At 40.9% G+C, this 18,568-nt stretch carries 13 protein-coding genes, 1 pseudogene and 1 riboswitch; of the genes and pseudogenes, 12 read left to right on the forward strand and 2 right to left on the reverse strand.

Annotated elements, in window-relative coordinates; genetic code table 11:
* Positions 1-199 (reverse strand): NUDIX domain-containing protein (locus tag BHE89_RS12650; protein ID WP_128860521.1); only part of this gene is annotated, 199 nt, incomplete at its 3' end.
* Positions 200-311: 112 nt separating this feature from the next.
* A riboswitch (TPP riboswitch) is annotated at positions 312-403 on the forward strand.
* 106 nt (positions 404-509) lie between these two features.
* Between BHE89_RS12650 and thiB the strand changes: the two genes are divergently transcribed.
* From thiB to rluA, 6 genes and pseudogenes are all read left to right on the forward strand, one after another.
* On the forward strand, positions 510-1,481 hold the full coding sequence (gene thiB, locus BHE89_RS12655; RefSeq protein WP_069367270.1) for a thiamine ABC transporter substrate binding subunit: 972 nt from the start codon (positions 510-512) through the stop codon (positions 1,479-1,481).
* On the forward strand, positions 1,481-3,061 hold the full coding sequence (gene thiP / locus BHE89_RS12660; protein ID WP_069367217.1) for a thiamine/thiamine pyrophosphate ABC transporter permease ThiP: 1,581 nt from the start codon (positions 1,481-1,483) through the stop codon (positions 3,059-3,061). The genes thiB and thiP overlap by 1 nt, the downstream gene beginning before the upstream one ends.
* Positions 3,054-3,755, forward strand: a complete 702-nt coding sequence (gene thiQ, locus BHE89_RS12665) for a thiamine ABC transporter ATP-binding protein ThiQ (protein WP_069367216.1) — start codon at positions 3,054-3,056, stop codon at positions 3,753-3,755. Before thiP ends, thiQ begins: the two co-directional genes overlap by 8 nt.
* A gap of 89 nt (positions 3,756-3,844) precedes the next feature.
* Positions 3,845-6,199, forward strand: a complete 2,355-nt coding sequence (locus tag BHE89_RS12670; protein WP_069367215.1) for a DNA polymerase II — start codon at positions 3,845-3,847, stop codon at positions 6,197-6,199.
* A gap of 183 nt (positions 6,200-6,382) precedes the next feature.
* Positions 6,383-9,286: an RNA polymerase-associated protein RapA gene (gene rapA / locus BHE89_RS12675; protein ID WP_069367214.1), complete on the forward strand. Its 2,904-nt coding sequence runs from the start codon at positions 6,383-6,385 to the stop codon at positions 9,284-9,286.
* Positions 9,287-9,344: 58 nt separating this feature from the next.
* Positions 9,345-9,998 (forward strand): annotated as a pseudogene (gene rluA, locus BHE89_RS12680) (bifunctional tRNA pseudouridine(32) synthase/23S rRNA pseudouridine(746) synthase RluA).
* A 243-nt stretch (positions 9,999-10,241) separates the two neighbouring features.
* On the opposite strand, the gene djlA reads toward rluA, so the two are convergent.
* Positions 10,242-11,042: a co-chaperone DjlA gene (djlA, locus tag BHE89_RS12685; protein WP_069367212.1), complete on the reverse strand. Its 801-nt coding sequence runs from the start codon at positions 11,040-11,042 to the stop codon at positions 10,242-10,244.
* 430 nt (positions 11,043-11,472) lie between these two features.
* Here djlA and lptD point away from each other — a divergent pair, with 430 nt between their 5' ends.
* The 6 genes from lptD to apaH are packed head-to-tail and all read left to right on the forward strand — an operon-like array spanning position 11,473 to position 18,259.
* Positions 11,473-13,845 carry an LPS assembly protein LptD gene (lptD, locus tag BHE89_RS12690; RefSeq protein ID WP_069367211.1) on the forward strand — a complete coding sequence of 791 codons (2,373 nt, stop codon included), beginning with the start codon at positions 11,473-11,475 and terminating at the stop codon, positions 13,843-13,845.
* A 50-nt stretch (positions 13,846-13,895) separates the two neighbouring features.
* Positions 13,896-15,233 carry a peptidylprolyl isomerase SurA gene (gene surA, locus BHE89_RS12695; protein WP_074454063.1) on the forward strand — a complete coding sequence of 446 codons (1,338 nt, stop codon included), beginning with the start codon at positions 13,896-13,898 and terminating at the stop codon, positions 15,231-15,233.
* Positions 15,223-16,221 carry a 4-hydroxythreonine-4-phosphate dehydrogenase PdxA gene (gene pdxA, locus BHE89_RS12700; RefSeq protein WP_069367209.1) on the forward strand — a complete coding sequence of 333 codons (999 nt, stop codon included), beginning with the start codon at positions 15,223-15,225 and terminating at the stop codon, positions 16,219-16,221. The genes surA and pdxA overlap by 11 nt, the downstream gene beginning before the upstream one ends.
* Positions 16,214-17,032 carry a 16S rRNA (adenine(1518)-N(6)/adenine(1519)-N(6))-dimethyltransferase RsmA gene (gene rsmA, locus BHE89_RS12705; protein WP_069367208.1) on the forward strand — a complete coding sequence of 273 codons (819 nt, stop codon included), beginning with the start codon at positions 16,214-16,216 and terminating at the stop codon, positions 17,030-17,032. The genes pdxA and rsmA overlap by 8 nt, the downstream gene beginning before the upstream one ends.
* A 25-nt stretch (positions 17,033-17,057) precedes the next feature.
* Positions 17,058-17,435 (forward strand): Co2+/Mg2+ efflux protein ApaG, encoded by a 378-nt coding sequence (apaG, locus tag BHE89_RS12710; RefSeq protein ID WP_069367207.1) that lies wholly within the window; start codon positions 17,058-17,060, stop codon positions 17,433-17,435.
* 2 nt (positions 17,436-17,437) lie between these two features.
* Entirely contained in the window at positions 17,438-18,259 is an 822-nt protein-coding gene (apaH, locus tag BHE89_RS12715; protein ID WP_069367206.1) for a bis(5'-nucleosyl)-tetraphosphatase (symmetrical) ApaH, read from the forward strand.
* Positions 18,260-18,568 lie beyond the last annotated feature (309 nt).

The following is an 18,568-nucleotide window of genomic DNA, read 5'->3' on the forward strand; positions in this document are numbered from 1 at the left end:
TTTTGACATCCTTGCGACTTAACCCAACTTCTTCGAACAACTCTCGGTACATTGCCTGCTCTGGCGATTCTCCAGGGTTAATTCCTCCTTGAGGAAACTGCCATGAATGTTGCCCATAGCGACGAGCCCAAAGCACTTGCCCTTGCCGATTACAAATTACAATCCCTACATTCGGGCGGTAGCCATCATCATCGATCACTAGACTACCTCAATAACCAAATTTGAAAGATAACTCATTGTTTCATACTACTCACAGACGGTAAACCACTATCAACAGACTTTGCATGACGCGCGTATTTATCTACAATGGGAAAGTCTCAACGGGGTGCCTTGTTAGGCTGAGAAAAACTCGTGGAACCTGATCCAGATAATACTGGCGTAGGGATTTGAGTCAGGATGTTGCAAGGTTCATTAATTTGCCATCCTCACTCCTCAGATCCTACCTGACTTTTACTGAGGAACTAAACGTGTTAACTAAATCACTTCGCTTTACTTTCCTTCTAAGCGCAATGGGCATTATGAGTACTTTTTCAACCCAAGCCTTAGCACAAAAACCCACACTGACTGTTTACACTTATGACTCATTTACTGCAGATTGGGGCCCTGGACCTGCAATAAAAAAAGCGTTTGAACAGCAATGTGATTGTGAACTAAAACTGATTGCGCTGTCTGATGGTGTGTCTCTACTTAACCGCTTACGTATGGAAGGTGATAAAAGTAAGGCAGATATTATTTTAGGATTAGACAACAATCTGATCCACGCAGCAAAAGAAACGGGACTTTTCGCACCAAGTCATATCGACACCTCCAAACTTACCTTACCTGAAAAATGGACTGATGATACCTTTGTGCCTTATGACTACGGTTACTTTGCTTTTATTTATGATAAAAACCGCATAGCTAATCCCCCAAAAAGCATGGCTGAACTGCTAAATAGTCAAGAAAAATGGAAAATCCTCTATCAAGATCCTCGCACCAGTACCCCTGGTTTAGGTTTAATGCTATGGATGCAATCGCTTTATCCTGAAAATACGGCCACTGAATGGAAAAAATTGTCAGAGAAAACACTAACCGTCACTAAAGGTTGGAGTGAATCTTATGGCTTATTCTTAAAAGGTGAAGGTGATTTTGTGCTTAGCTATACATCATCTCCGGGATATCACATTTTAGCGGATAAAAAAGATAACTATGCGGCTGCAATTTTTGATGAAGGGCATTACTTACAAGTCGAAGTTGCTGCAAAACTCAAGTCAAGCAAACAGCCTGAATTAGCGCAGCAATTTATGCAGTTTATGTTGACGCCTGCATTCCAAGAAACCATTCCCACTACCAATTGGATGTATCCTGTTATAAATATGCCATTACCGGACGTCTATTCCGTGATGCCTAAACCCGAAAAATCATTGCAATTCAATGCAGATGTTGTCGCAAAAGAGCGCCAAACATGGACTCGTAATTGGCAATCTGCGGTTAGTCGCTAATGGGAAGATGGCTTATCCCGGGGCTATGTGCTTCGGGTTTACTGCTTATTGTGGCGTTATTGTCATTTGGCGCATTGTGGTTTAATGCACCAAGTGGCGAACTGTCCTCAATTTTCGCTGATGAATATTTATGGCATGTCATCCGTTTTACTTTTTGGCAAGCTTTTTTATCTGCACTGTTTTCGATATTACCTGCTATTTGGCTCGCCAAAGCCCTCTATCGACGCCAATTTAAAGGGCGAACACTGTTTTTACGCCTATGTGCCATGAGCCTTGTATTACCCGTCCTAGTTGCACTTTTTGGTATTTTAACAGTTTATGGCAGAGTAGGATGGATTGCTCAAATTTGTGAATGGCTAGGAATCGACTACCAATTTACCCCCTATGGTTTGCAAGGCATTTTATTAGCTCACATATTTTTCAATATGCCATTAGCAACCCGAATGCTATTGCAAGCTCTTGAGAACATTTCATCAGAACAACGCCAATTAGCCTCACAACTTGGCATGAATGGCTGGCAACGTTTTCGTTTTCTTGAATTTCCCTATTTGTGGCGTCAAATGCTCCCCACGGCATCACTGATTTTTATGCTCTGCTTTGCAAGCTTTGCTACTGTATTGGCATTGGGTGGAGGACCTGCGGCAACGACTGTCGAACTCGCGATTTATCAAGCATTAAGTTATGACTACGATTTACATCGCGCTGCACTTTTAGCCTTGATCCAGCTCTTTTGTTGTTTAGGTTTAGTGCTTATTAGCCAAAAGTTAAAAGGCACCCTTTTTGTGGGAAACAGTCAAAAACTGCATTGGCGTGATCCCTATGATCCTCTCTTTAGCAAAATAACCGATGGTCTAATTATCACTCTTGCGATCCTCTTTTTAGTACCGCCAATTCTAGCGGTAATAACGGATGGTCTTAACAGTCAATTTATACGAGTCATACAGCAACCTGTACTTTGGCAGGCGTTTACTACCTCACTGATTATTGCTATTGGTGCGGGTATTGTTTGTGTTGTGTTAACGATGATGTTGCTATGGAGTAGCCGAGAGCTTCGCTTACGGCACTTTAAAAAAGCAGGGCAAGCCATGGAAATGAGTGGATTGATTATTTTGGCGATGCCGGGGATTGTGTTGGCAACAGGCTTTTTCCTTCTATTCAATAATACGATTGGATTACCCGAATCACCGTATGTTTTAGTCATTTTAACCAATGCATTAATTGCTATTCCCTATGCCTTAAAAGTGCTTGAAAACCCGATGAATGATATCGCTTCACGTTATGGGCTTTTGTGTCAGTCACTCAATTTACAAGGAATAAACCGACTTCGTTGGATAGAACTGCGTGCATTAAAAAAACCGATTTCACAAGCACTTGCCTTTGCTTGTGTCATTTCTATTGGTGATTTTGGTATTGTTGCCCTATTTGGTAATGAAACATTTAGAACATTGCCTTTCTATCTTTATCAGCAAATTGGCGCTTATCACACTCAAGATGGGGCTGTCACAGCCATGATCTTATTGCTACTTTGCTTCTCTCTTTTTAGCCTAATAGAACGATTAGCTGGAAAATCTCATGATTAAATTAGAGCAGCTTGCTTACACTTATGAACACCAACATCTCTTATTTAATCTCACGGTTAATGCAGGAGAACGCATTGCCGTGTTAGGACCGAGTGGTGCCGGTAAAAGTACATTACTCAGTTTAATCGCAGGATTTTTACCATCAGAACAGGGGAGTCTGTTTCTTAATGGTCAAGATCATACAAAAACAGTACCTGCTAAACGCCCTATTTCCATGTTATTTCAGGATAATAATCTATTCCCTCATTTAACTGTAAGGCAAAATATTGGCTTGGGGTTAAATCCAGGCTTAAAGCTGACTGGCACTCAAAAAGCACTATTAGAAAGTCGGGCAGAACAAGTGGCGCTCAGCGAATATCTTGAACGCTTACCTTCTCAATTATCAGGAGGTCAGCGTCAACGTGTTGCTATTGCACGTTGTCTTGTTCGTGAACAACCTATTTTGTTACTTGATGAGCCTTTTTCTGCACTTGATCCCGCTTTACGTATTGAAATGTTGGCACTACTTGAGCAACTCTGCCGTGAAAAAGCGTTAACCTTATTGATGGTTTCTCATAGCTTAGAAGATGCTGCAAAAATTGCCTCAAGAGCGATTGTGATAGATAACGGTATGATTGTGTATGATGGAAATACGCAATCACTAATAAATGGTGAAGTGGATCAATCACTTATTTTAGGTATCCCGTTTAATTAATCTCCCCCACAAATTAACTGTATAAATAACCATTATATTGACTATAATAAACGCATCTTTAGTGAATTATTTGTGTTTATTGGGTGCTGATGATTGGTCATACGGAACAAGGCTTTATTCTTACTCGCCACTGGAGCGACACACCAAAAGGTATTGTCGTCTCTTATTGGCTGGCTACGGATAATGGTCCACGTAAAGTGACTGTGCCTGTGCAACGCGCTATTGGTTTTGTTGCCCGACAACATGAAACGGTTTTACGCTCACTCGTTAATAAAAATTCTGATATTGAAATTCGCCCTCTCGATTTAAAAGATTTCGAAAGACAGCCTGTTTTTGGTGTTTATTGCAAACAATACCGTCAACTTGTTCAGCTTGAGCAACAACTTAAAGAGCACCATATCCGTCTTTATGAGGCGGATATCCGCCCGCATGAACGTTATATGATGGAACGCTTTATCACCGCACCTGTCTGGTTTCGTTATCAACAAAATAATATTGTTACATTAAAACCCGCTCCTGATTATCGCCCTGCGCTTCGCACCGTTTCTTTAGATATTGAAACCAGTGAATTTGGTGAGCTTTACTCTATTGGGCTTGCTGGCTGTGGTGATAATGTGGTGTTTATGCTTATTGATGAGTTGCCCACAGAGTGTGAAAGCCGACAACCTCAAGGCTATCGCTTATGTTATGTCAGTAGCCGATCGCGTTTAATTGAAAAACTGAATGAGTGGATACAATATTACGATCCTGATGCGATTATCGGTTGGAATTTAATTCAATTCGACCTGCGTATTTTGTACACACATGCACAAAGGTATGGTGTCAATTTATTATTAGGTCGTCAGAATAGCCCGTTAGAGTGGCGAGAGCATGGGTTTAAAAAAGGGCATTTTTTTGCTTCAGCTCAAGGGCGTTTAATTATCGATGGAATTGATGCTTTGAAAATGGCGACATGGAATTTTCCCTCTTTTAGCCTCGAATCCGTTGCGCAAACACTGCTAGGTGAGGGTAAAGCTATCGATACACCTTACGCCAGAATGGATGAAATTAACCGTCGCTTTAAAGAAGATAAACCCGCGCTAGCTTATTATAATTGGCAAGATTGCGTCTTAGTAAACCGTATCTTTGATGCGACGTCCCTTATGGCTTTCTTATTAGAGAGAGCTTGTGTTACAGGGCTTTCCGTTGATAGAAGTGGTGGATCTGTGGCTGCGTTTACGCATCTCTACCTTCCTTCAATGCATCGCATTGGATATGTTGCGCCTAACCAAGGTGAAAAACCTGAAGAACATAGCCCCGGAGGTTTTGTTATGGATCCCACCCCCGGCTTATATGATTCTGTTGTTGTGCTTGATTATAAAAGCCTTTACCCCTCGATTATTCGTACTTTTTTAATCGATCCCGTAGGTATGATTGAAGGAATGCACCAACCTGATGACAAATTTTCTATTGCGGGATTTCGCCAAGCTCGATTTTCACGAGAATTGCACTGTTTACCCGCGATTGTATCGCAAATTTGGCACGAAAGAGATAATGCAAAATTACATAAAAATGCCCCGCTCTCTCAAGCGCTTAAAATTATTATGAATGCTTTTTATGGTGTTTTAGGCTCTGTGGGTTGTCGTTTTTTTGATCCTCGTTTAGCGTCTTCTATTACGCTACGCGGTCATGAAATTATGAAAAAAACGAAAGAATTGATTGAAGCCAAAGGCTATCAAGTGATTTATGGTGATACAGATTCAACCTTTGTTTGGCTGAAATCACCTCACACAGAACAAGAAGCACAACAGATAGGGTATCAATTAGTACAAGACGTTAATCAATGGTGGAAAACACATCTGTTTGAAAATGACCAGCTAGATTGCAAATTAGAACTAGAATACGAAACTCATTATCGTCGTTTTTTAATGCCCACGATCCGAGGTATGGAAACGGGTAGCAAGAAACGCTACGCCGGACTCAGCAATGATAAAATGGTATTTAAAGGGTTAGAAACCGTCAGAACAGATTGGACGCCTCTCGCTCAAAAATTTCAACAAGAGCTTTATACCCGCATTTTTCATCAGCAGCCTTATCAGCAGTTTATTCGTGATTATGTCGCAGATACGCTAGCAGGAAAATATGATGATAGATTAGTGTATCGTAAACGGTTACGCCGAAAATTATCAGAATATCAGCACCACGTCCCCCCTCATGTCAAAGCAGCTCGTAAGGCAGATGAATATAATTTATCCCAAAATAGACCCCAACAATATCAGCAAGGCGGTTGGATTAGTTATATAATTACTCTCTTGGGGCCTGAGCCGTTAGAGCATATAACGACTGCACCTGATTATGAACATTATATCAATAAGCAGTTAATGCCTATTGCAGATGCTATCCTCCCCTTTATACAAGATGATTTTTCAACCTTGTTAAACGGACAAATGACACTCTCATTTTAAGTTGTGTCATTTTGCAGGTGACGGTTTGCTTTGCATCTATTAACATAACGCCCCTTTGGTGATAATTAGCTTTTCTTTGTTCAAGAATAAGCCTTTTTTATCCCGCAGATTTTAATGACAACACCGCAATACTGCATTCATTAATAATTCCTAAATTATATATTTGAGAGCTGAGTTTTATATATGCCTTTTACTCTTGGTCAACGTTGGATTAGCGATACTGAAAGCGAGCTTGGACTGGGTACTGTTGTGGCAGTTGATGCCCGCATGGTCACCTTACTTTTTCCTGCCTGTGGTGAAAACCGCCTTTACTCCCGTCATGATGCACCCATAACGCGGGTGATGTTCAATGCAGGAGATACCGTTACCAGTCACGAAGGTTGGAAACTCGCCATCGATAACGTTGTAGAAGATAACGGCCTACTTATCTACCATGGTGTACGTTTAGACACTGAAGAGCCCGCACAATTACGCGAAGTGTTCTTAGATAACAAACTCACTTTTAATAAGCCTCAAGATCGCCTTTTTGCAGGCCAAATCGATCGAATGGATCGCTTTGCATTACGCTACCGCGCTCGTAAATTTATGAGCGAACAGTTTAAGCAAGCACAAAGTGGTTTACGTGGTATTCGTGCGAGCCTTATTCCTCATCAGCTCTATATTGCTAATGAAGTGGGAAAGCGTCATAACCCTCGCGTATTATTAGCTGATGAAGTGGGTTTAGGTAAAACGATAGAAGCGGGTATGATTATCCACCAACAACTCATGGATGGTCGTGCAGAGCGCGTGTTGATTATTGTGCCTGAAAGCTTACAGCATCAGTGGTTAGTTGAAATGTTACGCCGTTTCAACCTGCGTTTCTCTCTATTTGATGATAGCCGTTATAGTGAATCTTTATTAGATAGCGATAATCCATTTGAAACAGAACAGATGATCATCTGTTCTTTAGATTTTGTACGTAAAAATAAGCAACGATTTGAACATTTGGTTGAAGCAACATGGGATATGTTAGTTGTCGATGAAGCACATCACCTTGTTTGGAGTGAAGATGCGCCAAGTCGTGAATATCAAGTCATTGAAGAGTTAGCAGAATCTATTCCTTCTGTATTGCTATTAACGGCAACCCCAGAGCAATTAGGCCAAGAAAGCCACTTCGCCCGTTTACGTCTGCTTGATCCAAGTCGTTTTCATGACTACAACGAATTTATTAATGAGCAACAAAAGTATCGCCCTGTTGCCGATGCGGTCACTATTTTGCTATCAGAAGATGATTTAAATACCGAACAACAAAACATCATCAGTGAAATGATCAGCGAGCAAGATGTTGAGCCATTACTGAAAGCGGCAAATACGCAAGGTGAAGAACGAACTAAATCTCGTCAAGAACTGATCCATATGCTAATGGACAGACACGGAACGGGGCGTTTGTTATTCCGTAACACCCGTTCTGGTGTTAAAGGTTTCCCAAATCGCTTACTTCACGCGATAAAACTGCCATTACCAACACAATATCAAACCGCAATTAAAGTGGCTGAGATTATGGCCGCGAAAAAGAGCCTCGAAGTTCGAGCAAAAGAGATGCTCTATCCTGAACGTATTTACCAAGAGTTCGAAGGTGAAAACGCAACATGGTGGAACTTTGATCCTCGTGTTGAATGGTTATTGGGTTTCTTAACTGCAAATCGCCATGAAAAAGTACTCGTAATTTGTGCGCAAGCATCAACAGCACTGCAATTAGAACAAGTTTTACGTGAGCGTGAAGGTATTCGCGCGGCCGTCTTCCACGAGGGGATGTCATTACTTGAACGCGATCGCGCAGCGGCTTATTTCGCTTCCGAAGAAGAAGGTGCTCAAGTTCTGCTATGTTCAGAAATCGGATCGGAAGGACGTAACTTCCAGTTTGCTAATCAGCTGGTTATGTTTGACCTTCCATTTAACCCAGATTTACTAGAACAACGTATTGGCCGCCTCGATCGTATTGGTCAAAATCGAGACATTGATATTAGCATTCCTTATCTTGAAGGTACTGCTCAATCCGTATTATTGCGCTGGTTCCATGAAGGGTTAGATGCCTTTGAGCATACTTGTCCAACCGGTCGCACTATTTATGACAGCCAATATAATGCTCTCATCAATTATCTTGCACAGCCTAATGAATTAGCTGATTTTGATGAATTTATTGTCGCTTGTCGTAAACAACATGATGAAATGAAACGCAAACTTGAACAAGGTCGCGACCGTCTATTAGAAATGCATTCTAACGGTGGTGAAGTTGGCGTTGAATTAGCCGGTGAAATTGCAGCTCAAGATAACGATCCTGAGTTAGTGAACTTTGCACTGAACTTGTTTGATATCGTCGGTATTAATCAAGAAGATCGTAGTGATAGCTTAATTATTTTAACGCCATCGGATCATATGTTAGTCCCTGATTTTCCAGGATTACCACAAGATGGTTGTACTATCACATTTGATAGAGAGCAAGCGCTATCACGTGAAGATACCCAGTTTATTAGTTGGGAACACCCAATTATCCGTAATGGCTTAGATTTAATTTTATCTGGTGATACAGGAAGTTGTGCTGTTTCTTTATTAAAAAATAAAGCATTGCCAGTGGGAACCCTGTTAGTTGAATTGATTTATGTCATAGAGGCACAAGCCCCTAAACATCTTCATTTAAGTCGTTTCTTACCTGCGACACCAGTTCGCTTATTACTTGATCTAAAAGGTAATAATCTTGCTTCTCAAGTTGAGTTTGAAAGCTTTAACCGCCAATTAAACGCGGTTAATCGTCATACTTCAAGTAAACTGGTCAATGCGGTACAAAGTGAAGTTCACCATGTACTTAAAGCCTCTGAACCGCTAATGGAAGTCGAAGCCAAAGGACTTATCCAAAAAGCGAAAGAAGAGGCCGATCGCGTGCTAACTCATGAATTATCTCGCTTAAACGCTTTACGTGCGGTAAATCCTAATATTCGTGATGACGAAGTCGAAGCAATTGAAAATGAACGTACTCATATTCTTAACCATTTAGATGAAGCAACATGGCGTTTAGATTCAATTCGCCTCATTGTTGTTACCCACCAATAATCACCGTTAAAGCGGGGAGTATTTCACTCCCCGTTGTTTTGATGAGATAGCCACTATGATGGAAGTGTATAACCCGCCAACTGATCCTTGGTTACATGTTTTATATCAAGATGAGCATATTATCGCCGTTAATAAACCCAGCGGATTACTGTCAGTGCCGGGCAAAGCCCCCGAGCATAACGACAGTATAATGTCGCGCATTAAAGGCGAATTTCCTCATGCTGAGTGTGTTCACCGCCTTGATATGGCAACCAGTGGCGTTATCGTTGTTGCACTCAATAAAGAAGCTGAGCGTGAACTAAAGCGTCAATTTCGTGAACGCGAACCTAAAAAAAACCTATATCGCACGCGTTTGGGGACATATTGAAAAAAGAAGAGGGATTGATTGATTTACCTTTGATTTGCGATTGGCCTAATCGACCAAAACAAAAAAGTCTGTCATGAGACAGGGAAAGCGGCACAAACTTTTTATGAAGTGTTGGAATATGAAGAGAATGCGACAAGAGTAAAACTTTCACCTATTACTGGGCGTTCACATCAATTGCGGGTACATATGTTAGCGTTGGGGCATCCTATTTTAGGGGATCGCTTTTATGCACATCCGCAGGCAAGAGCAATGGCACCTCGCCTGCAGTTACATGCTCAGGAATTATTTATTACGCATCCTGCTTTCCGATCCCCGATACATTTTGAATGCCTTGCCGATTTTTAGTGTTCTATGACACTAAAACAGTCACTGAACTCAATGAAGCAAGGAGCAGACAAAGCGCTAATCCCATAACCCCAACAAGAACACGGACGTTTGACATGGATAGAGTTCCTTTTTTAAGAGAAGAGAGAAAGAAATAATTAAATTTCACTTATATTTTACCGTGATAAATAATAAACTCAACTCAGTGTAAGTTATCTCTATCACGGAATAATTCTCTCTTTTCTCATCTTCATTTACAAGATGTTAACGAAATCCTTTTTCTTTTTTAATCAAATCGTAAGCAACCTGTATAGACTGTGCTTTTTGTTTTGCAATTTCCATCATTTCTGGCGGTAAACCTTTCGCAACAAGTTTATCTGGATGATGTTCTCCCATTAATTTTCTATAAGCCCTTTTAATGGTTTTAACATCATCACTCTCATCTACGCCGAGTACCTTACACGCATCAGAGAGCGTTGGCCCTTGAGGTTGAGGCTGATAACCCTGTCTATTCTGATAATGAAAATTCTGACCAGCCTGCATCATTGCTAATATATGTTCAAAATGTGCACGAGAAAAACCTAGCTCATCGATAATGATAAATAGCATTTTTCTTTCATTTGGATGCAGTTGACCATCCGCGAAAGCAGCTTGTAATTGGATTTCCAGAAACATCTGAAGCAAGTCTCGGCGTCCAGCACAAATTTGTCGAACGCGTTGCAATGTGGTCCTCAATGGAAAATCAGGTGATTTACCTTCTCTAAAAGCTTGTTGTGCAGCTTGGCGACCAACGCCATGCAGATTCATGCGATCCATTAATTCGCTGGCAAGAGAGATATCCGTTTGGGTCACTCGCCCTTTTGATTTTGTCAGGTGGCCTAAAACTTGAAAGGTTGCAGCAAAGAAAAAAGCTTGTCTATCACGCGTATAGCGCCCACCACTTCCTAATTTACTTCGTTGCATGTCATAAAGGTGCCCCAGAAAAACACCAATAACAATGCCCCAAAAGCCTATTCCTGCAAAACTACCAATGGTAAGGCCTAATAATTTTCCCCAATAGCGCATAGACTCCTCAAATCTTCAATGCTCTGACTGCAATTTTGCATTATCATACTATTCATTTGCTTGCACACCTAACACCAAGCGACCTCTAAATAGACTTTTTCTTAAAATGAAGAGATTTACTGTTTCTCTTTGGGCAGAGGTAATGCTGTTTTCGTTTAAATTGTGTTAAAGTAAAATGAGTGACCAAACGAATAACTTTAGCGTTGTTATACAGCATGAAATACCGCATCAGCGCGGTGTTTTTTTGTTTCTAATAAGGCTATAACCCTATTTCAACACAGAAACATCGAAAAAATGAGGCTTACGCCTATTTTTCGGTTACCGTTAGAACAATGTTCAGAACGTTGGGCTGGTGTCGCATAACTCCCTGCGTTAGTTTCTCGCTGTTTATCAGCACGAAGCCACTGATGACGGAAGCACATAAATACTTATGAAAAAAAGTTATCCCACACTGCTGGCCACCCTAGTTTGGGCCACAATATACGGTCAGCCTGCTTATGCTGATCTTGCCTCCCAATGTTTACTGGGAGTTCCTGTTTATAACAAACCGTTAGTACAAGGCGATCCTAATAACTTGCCTGTCACCATCACTGCAAATGATATGCAAGGTGAATACCCTCGTATGATCAAATATAAAGGTGATGTTGATATTAAACAGGGAAACCAAACCTTAAGTGCCGACAGTGTTGAACTGACACAGACAGAGGGAGAAGCGCCATTAAGAATGGTCACCGCAACGGGAAATGTCTCTTATGATGATCCTCAAATCATCTTAAAAGGCCCTCGTGCTTGGTCCAATCTTAATAATAAAGATACGGATATTGAACAAGGTGATTACCAGATGGTGGGTCGCCAAGGTCGTGGTTATGCCAATAAGATGCAAATGCGTGGAGAAAACCGTTATACCATTATGGATAAAGGGATGTTCACCTCTTGCTTACCTGGCGATGATAGCTGGAGTGTTGTCGGCTCTGAGGTTATTTTAGACCGTGAAGAACAAGTTGCTGAAATTTGGAATGCACGCTTTCGAGTCGCTAATGTCCCTATTTTTTACAGCCCTTATCTTCAATTGCCTATCGGTGATAAACGCCGTTCTGGTTTCTTAATTCCAAACGGAAGCTACTCTCGTAGTTCAGGATTTGATTTCCAACTCCCTTACTATTGGAATATCGCCCCTAATTACGATGCAACGATTACAACTAACTATATTAGCCGTCGTGGTTTAAAATTAGATAATGAATTCCGTTATTTAACAACGCCGGGGCGCGGTACTATCGCTGTTGATTGGATTAACCACGATAGCCAATACAATAAAGATAAAGCAGAAAATAAATCAGGTTATCTTCCCCGTGATTCTGCAACACGTTGGCTGTTTTACTGGGGTCATAGTGGTGTCATGAACAATGTGTGGCGATTTAATGTCGACTACACCAAAGTCAGTGATAACAAATACTTTACTGATTTTACTTCTCAATATGGTAATACCACTGATGGTTATGCGACCCAGAAATTTAGTACGGGTTATGCACAACAGAACTGGAATGCCACTTTAACCACCAAGCAATTCCAAATCTTCTCTGATAATAAAGATGCAAGAGCTTATCGTGCCGAGCCTCAGCTTGATCTGAATTATTATAAGAATGATATCGGGCCGTTTGATTTCCGAACTTATGCTCAGTTTGTCCGTTTTACCAGCGTGGGTGAAAATACGCCTGAAGCAAATCGTTTCCATATTGAACCAACGATTTCACTCCCTACGTCAGCAGGTTGGGCAAGCTTTAATAATGAACTGAAAGTGATGGCAACCCATTACGATCAGGACATTCCTGATGCTTATAAGAAAAGATATCCTAACCAATTAGACGACAGTGTTAATCGTGTATTGCCACAGTTTAAATCTGATATGAAAGTGGTTTTCGAGCGTCAATATCAAACTAATGATATTACACAGACTCTTGAGCCACGAATACAATATCTTTATGTCCCTTATAAAGATCAGTCTAATATCAATAACTTTGACTCCGCATTATTACAGTCAAACTATAGCGGACTTTTCCGCGATAGAATGTATGGGGGTCTTGACCGCATTGCTTCTGCAAACCAATTAACCACGGGTATCACTTCGCGTTTTTATGATAGTGAATTAGTTGAACGTTTTAACGTTTCTGTAGGTCAAATCTACTTCTTTGAACGTCCAAGAACAGGCCCAGCTTCTATTGGTAATGAAATCATTAATAGCAAAGATGAAACGGGTTCAATGGTTTGGGCGGGTGATGCCTACTGGCGGATCACGGATACCGTAGGTATGCGTGGTGGTTTACAATATGACCGCCGTTTAGGTAGCGTATCAATGGGCGATGCAATTATGGAATATCGCGCGGATAGCGATCATCTTCTACAGTTGAGTTATCGTTATGTCGATCGTGATTATATCCAAGCAACGCGTGTTCGCCCTTATGACGGCGGTATTAATAAACTTCCTGAATACCAAAAAGGGATTTCACAAGTCGGTGTTGTAGGTAGCTGGCCATTAGCAGAACGCTGGGGACTTGTGGGTGCTTATTACTTTGATACCAAAGAGTCCGAACCTGTTAGCCAAATGGTGGGTGTGCAATATAATACCTGTTGCTGGGCTGTGAACGTCGGTTATGAACGAAAAATTGTTGGCTGGAAAGTTGACCACAGTGATATTGACAATAAATGGTCAATCAACGTGGAACTCAGAGGCCTAAGTAACAATCATAGTTTGGGTAGCCAGAAAATGCTTGAACGCGGTATCTTACCTTATCAAAGAGCATTCTGATTTAATCAGACTACGGAATTGGCTGAATAAATATGTCACCCCGCAATAAGATGCGGAAAATACATAATGGGAAACTTATGAAAAATTGGAAAACGCTGTTTATCGGCTTAATGATCACGGTCGGTGCAGCTACCAGCTCAACAACATTTGCTGCTCAAGAATTAAACCGTGTATCGGCTATCGTCAATAACGGTGTCGTTCTAGAAAGTGACGTCAATAGAATGCTACAGACGGTCAAAATGAACGCAAAAAATGCGGGACAAGAGATGCCTGATGAGCAAGTCCTTCGCCAACAAATTCTAGAACGTTTGGTGATGGATAACATCATTTTGCAAATGGCACAACAAATGCAAATTGATATTCCTGATGCTGCAGTAGAGTCTACAATTCAGGGTATTGCTGCTGAAAATAAACTTTCTCTTGATCAACTGAAAAAACGTCTTGCTGCCGATGGCATTTCTTATAACGAATATCGCCAAGATATCCGTAAAGAGATGATGTTAGCAGAAGTGCGCAATAATGAGGTGCGTCGTCGCATCACTATTTTACCTCAAGAAGTTGACTCGCTCGCTAAACAAATTGAAAACCAAGCAAGTCAAAGTGTTGACCTAAACCTGAGTCATATCTTAATTCCATTATCAGAAAACCCTGCGCCAGCAGAAATGGAAAAAGCAAAGCAAGTCATTGATCGTATTATGAATCAGCTTAAGAATGGTGCGGATTTCGGCAAGTTAGCAGCAACTTATTCTGCTGATCCACAAGCGTTAAATGGCGGTAATATGGGTTGGGCATCTATTGATGAATTACCAACGTTATTTGCAAAAGAGTTAGCAAATGCGCAAAAAGGTCAAATCGTAGGACCTATTCACTCTGGCGTTGGCTTACACATTATCAAAGTAAACGATATTCGTGGTGGCTCTAATACCCTTTCTGTTACAGAAGTTAAAAGCCGTCATATTCTGCTAAAAAGTTCACCAATCATGAATGATGAACAAGCCTACGCCAAGTTACAGCAGATCTCTGCCGATATTCGCAATGGTAAAATCACGTTTGCTGATGCAGCAAAAGAGTACTCAGAAGATCCGGGTTCTGCATTACGCGGTGGTGAGTTAGGATGGTCAATGCCTGATGTTTACGATCCCGCATTCCGTGATGCGTTAATGCGCTTAAATAAAAACGAATTAAGCCAACCCGTACGCTCAAACTTTGGCTGGCATTTAATTGAATTAGAAGACACACGTAGTGTTGATAAAACAGATGCCGCAAATAAAGAACAAGCATACCGTTTACTCTTCAACCGTAAATTTAATGAAGAAGTACAAAACTGGATGCAAGAGCTGCGAGTAGGGGCTTATGTGAAAATAATGAACGAGAATAATGCAAACTAAGCAAATAAAACCACTTGTTATCACCCCCGGCGAACCAGCCGGGGTTGGTCCTGACCTGATTATCTCATTAGCACAAATGAGTTGGGATTTACCTTGGGTTGTTTGTGCTGATCCTCAGTTACTTAAAACAAGAGCAGAATTGTTAAATCTGCCTCTTTCATTAGTTGAATACGATCCAACCTCGCCACCTCGAGTACATACACCAAGCCAAATTTGCGTACTCCCAATCGCTCTTCACACGAATGTCATTCCAAGTACATTAGATGCACTCAATGGATTATACGTTGTAGAAACATTAGCTCGTGCTTGTGATGGCTGTCTAAATGGTGAATTTTCAGCGCTTGTGACTGGACCTGTACATAAAGGCATTATCAATGATGCGGGTGTCCATTTTACAGGACATACCGAATTTTTTGCTGATCGTAGCCACTGTGAACGTGTTGTCATGATGCTGGCGACAAACACATTAAGAGTCGCATTGGCAACCACACATTTACCATTACGAGATGTGGCAGATGCAATTACAGGCGAGCTTCTGCATGAAATTATCACCATTTTAAACCACGATTTAAAAACCAAATTTGGTATAGTCGAACCTCAAATTTACGTCTGTGGTCTTAATCCTCATGCGGGAGAAGGCGGTCATATGGGACGTGAAGAAATTGATATTATTGAGCCTGCATTAACACAATTACGTCAGCAAGGCATTCATCTTCATGGGCCTTATCCTGCTGATACCTTATTCCAACCTAAATATCTAACACATGCTGATGCAGTACTTGCAATGTATCACGATCAGGGATTACCTGTGCTAAAATATGAAGGTTTCGGTCGTGCCGTGAATATCACTCTCGGTCTTCCTTTTATCCGTACTTCTGTTGATCATGGCACCGCCCTTGAGCTTGCAGGTACGAAAAGCGCAGATGCTGGCAGTTTTTGCACCGCATTAAATTTAGCCATTAATATGATACAAAATTGTAATGAATAATAGAGTCCATCAGGGGCACTTTGCCCGCAAACGCTTCGGGCAGAACTTTTTAACAGACAGCTATATTATTGAAAGTATTGTTGAATCCATTTATCCTCAACCTGGTGAAGCCATTGTTGAAATCGGCCCTGGTTTAGGTGCAATTACAGAACCAGTAGGTGCAAGAATGGATAAAATGACGGTTGTCGAAATTGACCGTGATTTAGCCGCTCGTTTAGAAGTTCATCCTACATTAAAAGACAAGCTGACCATTATTCAGCAAGATGCAATGACAATCGATTTTGCGCAATTAGCAAAAGAGCGTCAGCAGCCTCTGCGTGTTTTTGGTAACTTGCCTTATAATATTTCAACACCACTTATGTTCCACTTATTCAGTTTTGCTGACGCTATTTCTGATATGACATTTATGTTGCAAAAAGAAGTGGTTAATCGTCTTGTTGCGAGTCACGGTAGCAAAACTTATGGTCGCTTAAGTGTGATGGCACAATATTATTGTCAAATCATCCCTGTACTTGAAGTTCCCCCTACTTCATTTAAACCAGCACCAAAAGTTGATTCAGCGGTTGTTCGCTTAATCCCTTACAAAGAGAAGCCATACCCAGTAACGGACATTGCAATGCTTAGCCGTATTACCGCTCAAGCATTTAATCAACGACGTAAAACACTACGTAATAGCTTGGGTGGATTACTTACAGCAGAAGATATGACAGCACTTGATATCGATCCAACAGCAAGAGCAGAAAACATTTCTGTTGAGCAATACTGTAAAGTGGCAAACTGGTTATCGCAAAAGCAAGACTCACAAGCATAAGATAGAACCAGAGACAGGAGGCACTATGTTCACCTCATCAAAAGTGGCGATACAGGTACAAAGCGTTTACATTGAAAGCCAATCTTCCCCAGAAGATCAACGATATGTTTTTGCTTATACCATATCAATTCATAATTTGAATAAATGTGCAATTCGCCTCCTGCGTCGCTATTGGTTGATCACCAATGCACAAGGTAATACCACTGAAGTTCGAGGCGAAGGTGTTGTCGGCGAACAGCCACTTATTGAGCCTGGCACACAATACCGTTATACCAGTGGTGCCGTTCTTGAAACACCAATGGGAACAATGGAAGGTCATTATGAAATGATTGATACTGACGGCCGATTATTTCAAATAGAGATCCCTGTTTTCCGCCTTGCGCTTCCAACATTGATAAACTAACTATGGCAACGTATTTAATTGGTGATATTCATGGCTGTTACCATGAACTGCGCCACCTTCTTGATAAAGTCAGTTTCGATCCTACACAGGATACATTGTGGCTAACAGGTGATCTTGTTGCTAGAGGCCCTGACTCACTTGAAGTACTACGCTTTGTAAAAAGCTTAGGCTCTTCCCTTAAACTCGTCTTGGGCAATCATGATCTTCATCTTTTAGGTGTATTTGCAAAAATTAGTCGCAATAAGCCAAGAGATAAGCTAAATGATTTACTTAATGCACCTGATGCAGATGAATTAATTAATTGGTTAAGACGCCAACCTGTATTGCAAGTTGATGAAGACAAGAAAATCATCATGGCTCACGCGGGGATCACGCCCCAATGGGATTTAGAAACAGCTAAAATGTGCGCTCGTGAAGTCGAAGCTATTTTAAGTAGTGATAGCTATCCTTTGTTTATTAACTCAATGTATGGCGATTTACCAAACAACTGGTCACCAGAACTTTCGGGTCTAGCACGATTACGCTTTAGTACTAATGCACTCACACGTATGCGTTACTGTTTTCCTAATGGTCAACTCGATATGATTTGCAAAGATAAACCTCAGGACGCGCCTGCTCCCTTAAAGCCCTGGTTCGATTTACCAAGCCAATTACCTGAAGGTTATAGCATTATATTTGGGCATTGGGCCTCTCTTGAAGGAAAAGGTACGCCTGATAATATTTATGCATTAGATACGGGATGTTGTTGGGGGGGAAATCTCACTTGTTTACGTTGGGAAGACAAACGATATTTCACGCAATCTAGCCTATCTACTCCCAAATAATCCACTTATTATCCCCTTCCTTCTTTTCCAAGCGCAAAATGGCTACCTGACCTTTTGCGCTATGTCTGCGTTATCCTCACACATTCTCTAAATGACTCTTTTTTTATTCTAAAGAGAACATTTTATATGCAAAAACGAACACCTTAAAATATGTTCAAATTTAATTATTAATAATCAATATGTTATTTTTTTTCAAAGTAAAATAAGTGTAAAAAAAACACGATATTGAGAATAAAAAAATCTCTATATTGATTAATATCTCATATATTATTCTTATAAAGTGAATTTATTAAAATATAAATAATGATT

This window comes from Shigella sp. FC1967, from assembly GCF_001743005.1.
In the GTDB taxonomy this organism is placed as follows: domain Bacteria; phylum Pseudomonadota; class Gammaproteobacteria; order Enterobacterales; family Enterobacteriaceae; genus Proteus.

Coding starts and splice junctions, on each gene's coding strand:
- thiB (WP_069367270.1), top strand. CDS start 510: ATGGGCATTATGAGTACTTTTTCAACCCAAGCCTTAGCACAAAAACCC.
- thiP (WP_069367217.1), top strand. CDS start 1,481: ATGGGAAGATGGCTTATCCCGGGGCTATGTGCTTCGGGTTTACTGCTT.
- pdxA (WP_069367209.1), top strand. CDS start 15,223: ATGCAAACTAAGCAAATAAAACCACTTGTTATCACCCCCGGCGAACCA.
- apaG (WP_069367207.1), top strand. CDS start 17,058: ATGTTCACCTCATCAAAAGTGGCGATACAGGTACAAAGCGTTTACATT.
- rsmA (WP_069367208.1), top strand. CDS start 16,214: ATGAATAATAGAGTCCATCAGGGGCACTTTGCCCGCAAACGCTTCGGG.
- surA (WP_074454063.1), top strand. CDS start 13,896: ATGCGGAAAATACATAATGGGAAACTTATGAAAAATTGGAAAACGCTG.
- thiQ (WP_069367216.1), top strand. CDS start 3,054: ATGATTAAATTAGAGCAGCTTGCTTACACTTATGAACACCAACATCTC.
- BHE89_RS12670 (WP_069367215.1), top strand. CDS start 3,845: ATGATTGGTCATACGGAACAAGGCTTTATTCTTACTCGCCACTGGAGC.
- djlA (WP_069367212.1), bottom strand. CDS start 11,042: ATGCGCTATTGGGGAAAATTATTAGGCCTTACCATTGGTAGTTTTGCA.
- apaH (WP_069367206.1), top strand. CDS start 17,438: ATGGCAACGTATTTAATTGGTGATATTCATGGCTGTTACCATGAACTG.
- lptD (WP_069367211.1), top strand. CDS start 11,473: ATGAAAAAAAGTTATCCCACACTGCTGGCCACCCTAGTTTGGGCCACA.
- rapA (WP_069367214.1), top strand. CDS start 6,383: ATGCCTTTTACTCTTGGTCAACGTTGGATTAGCGATACTGAAAGCGAG.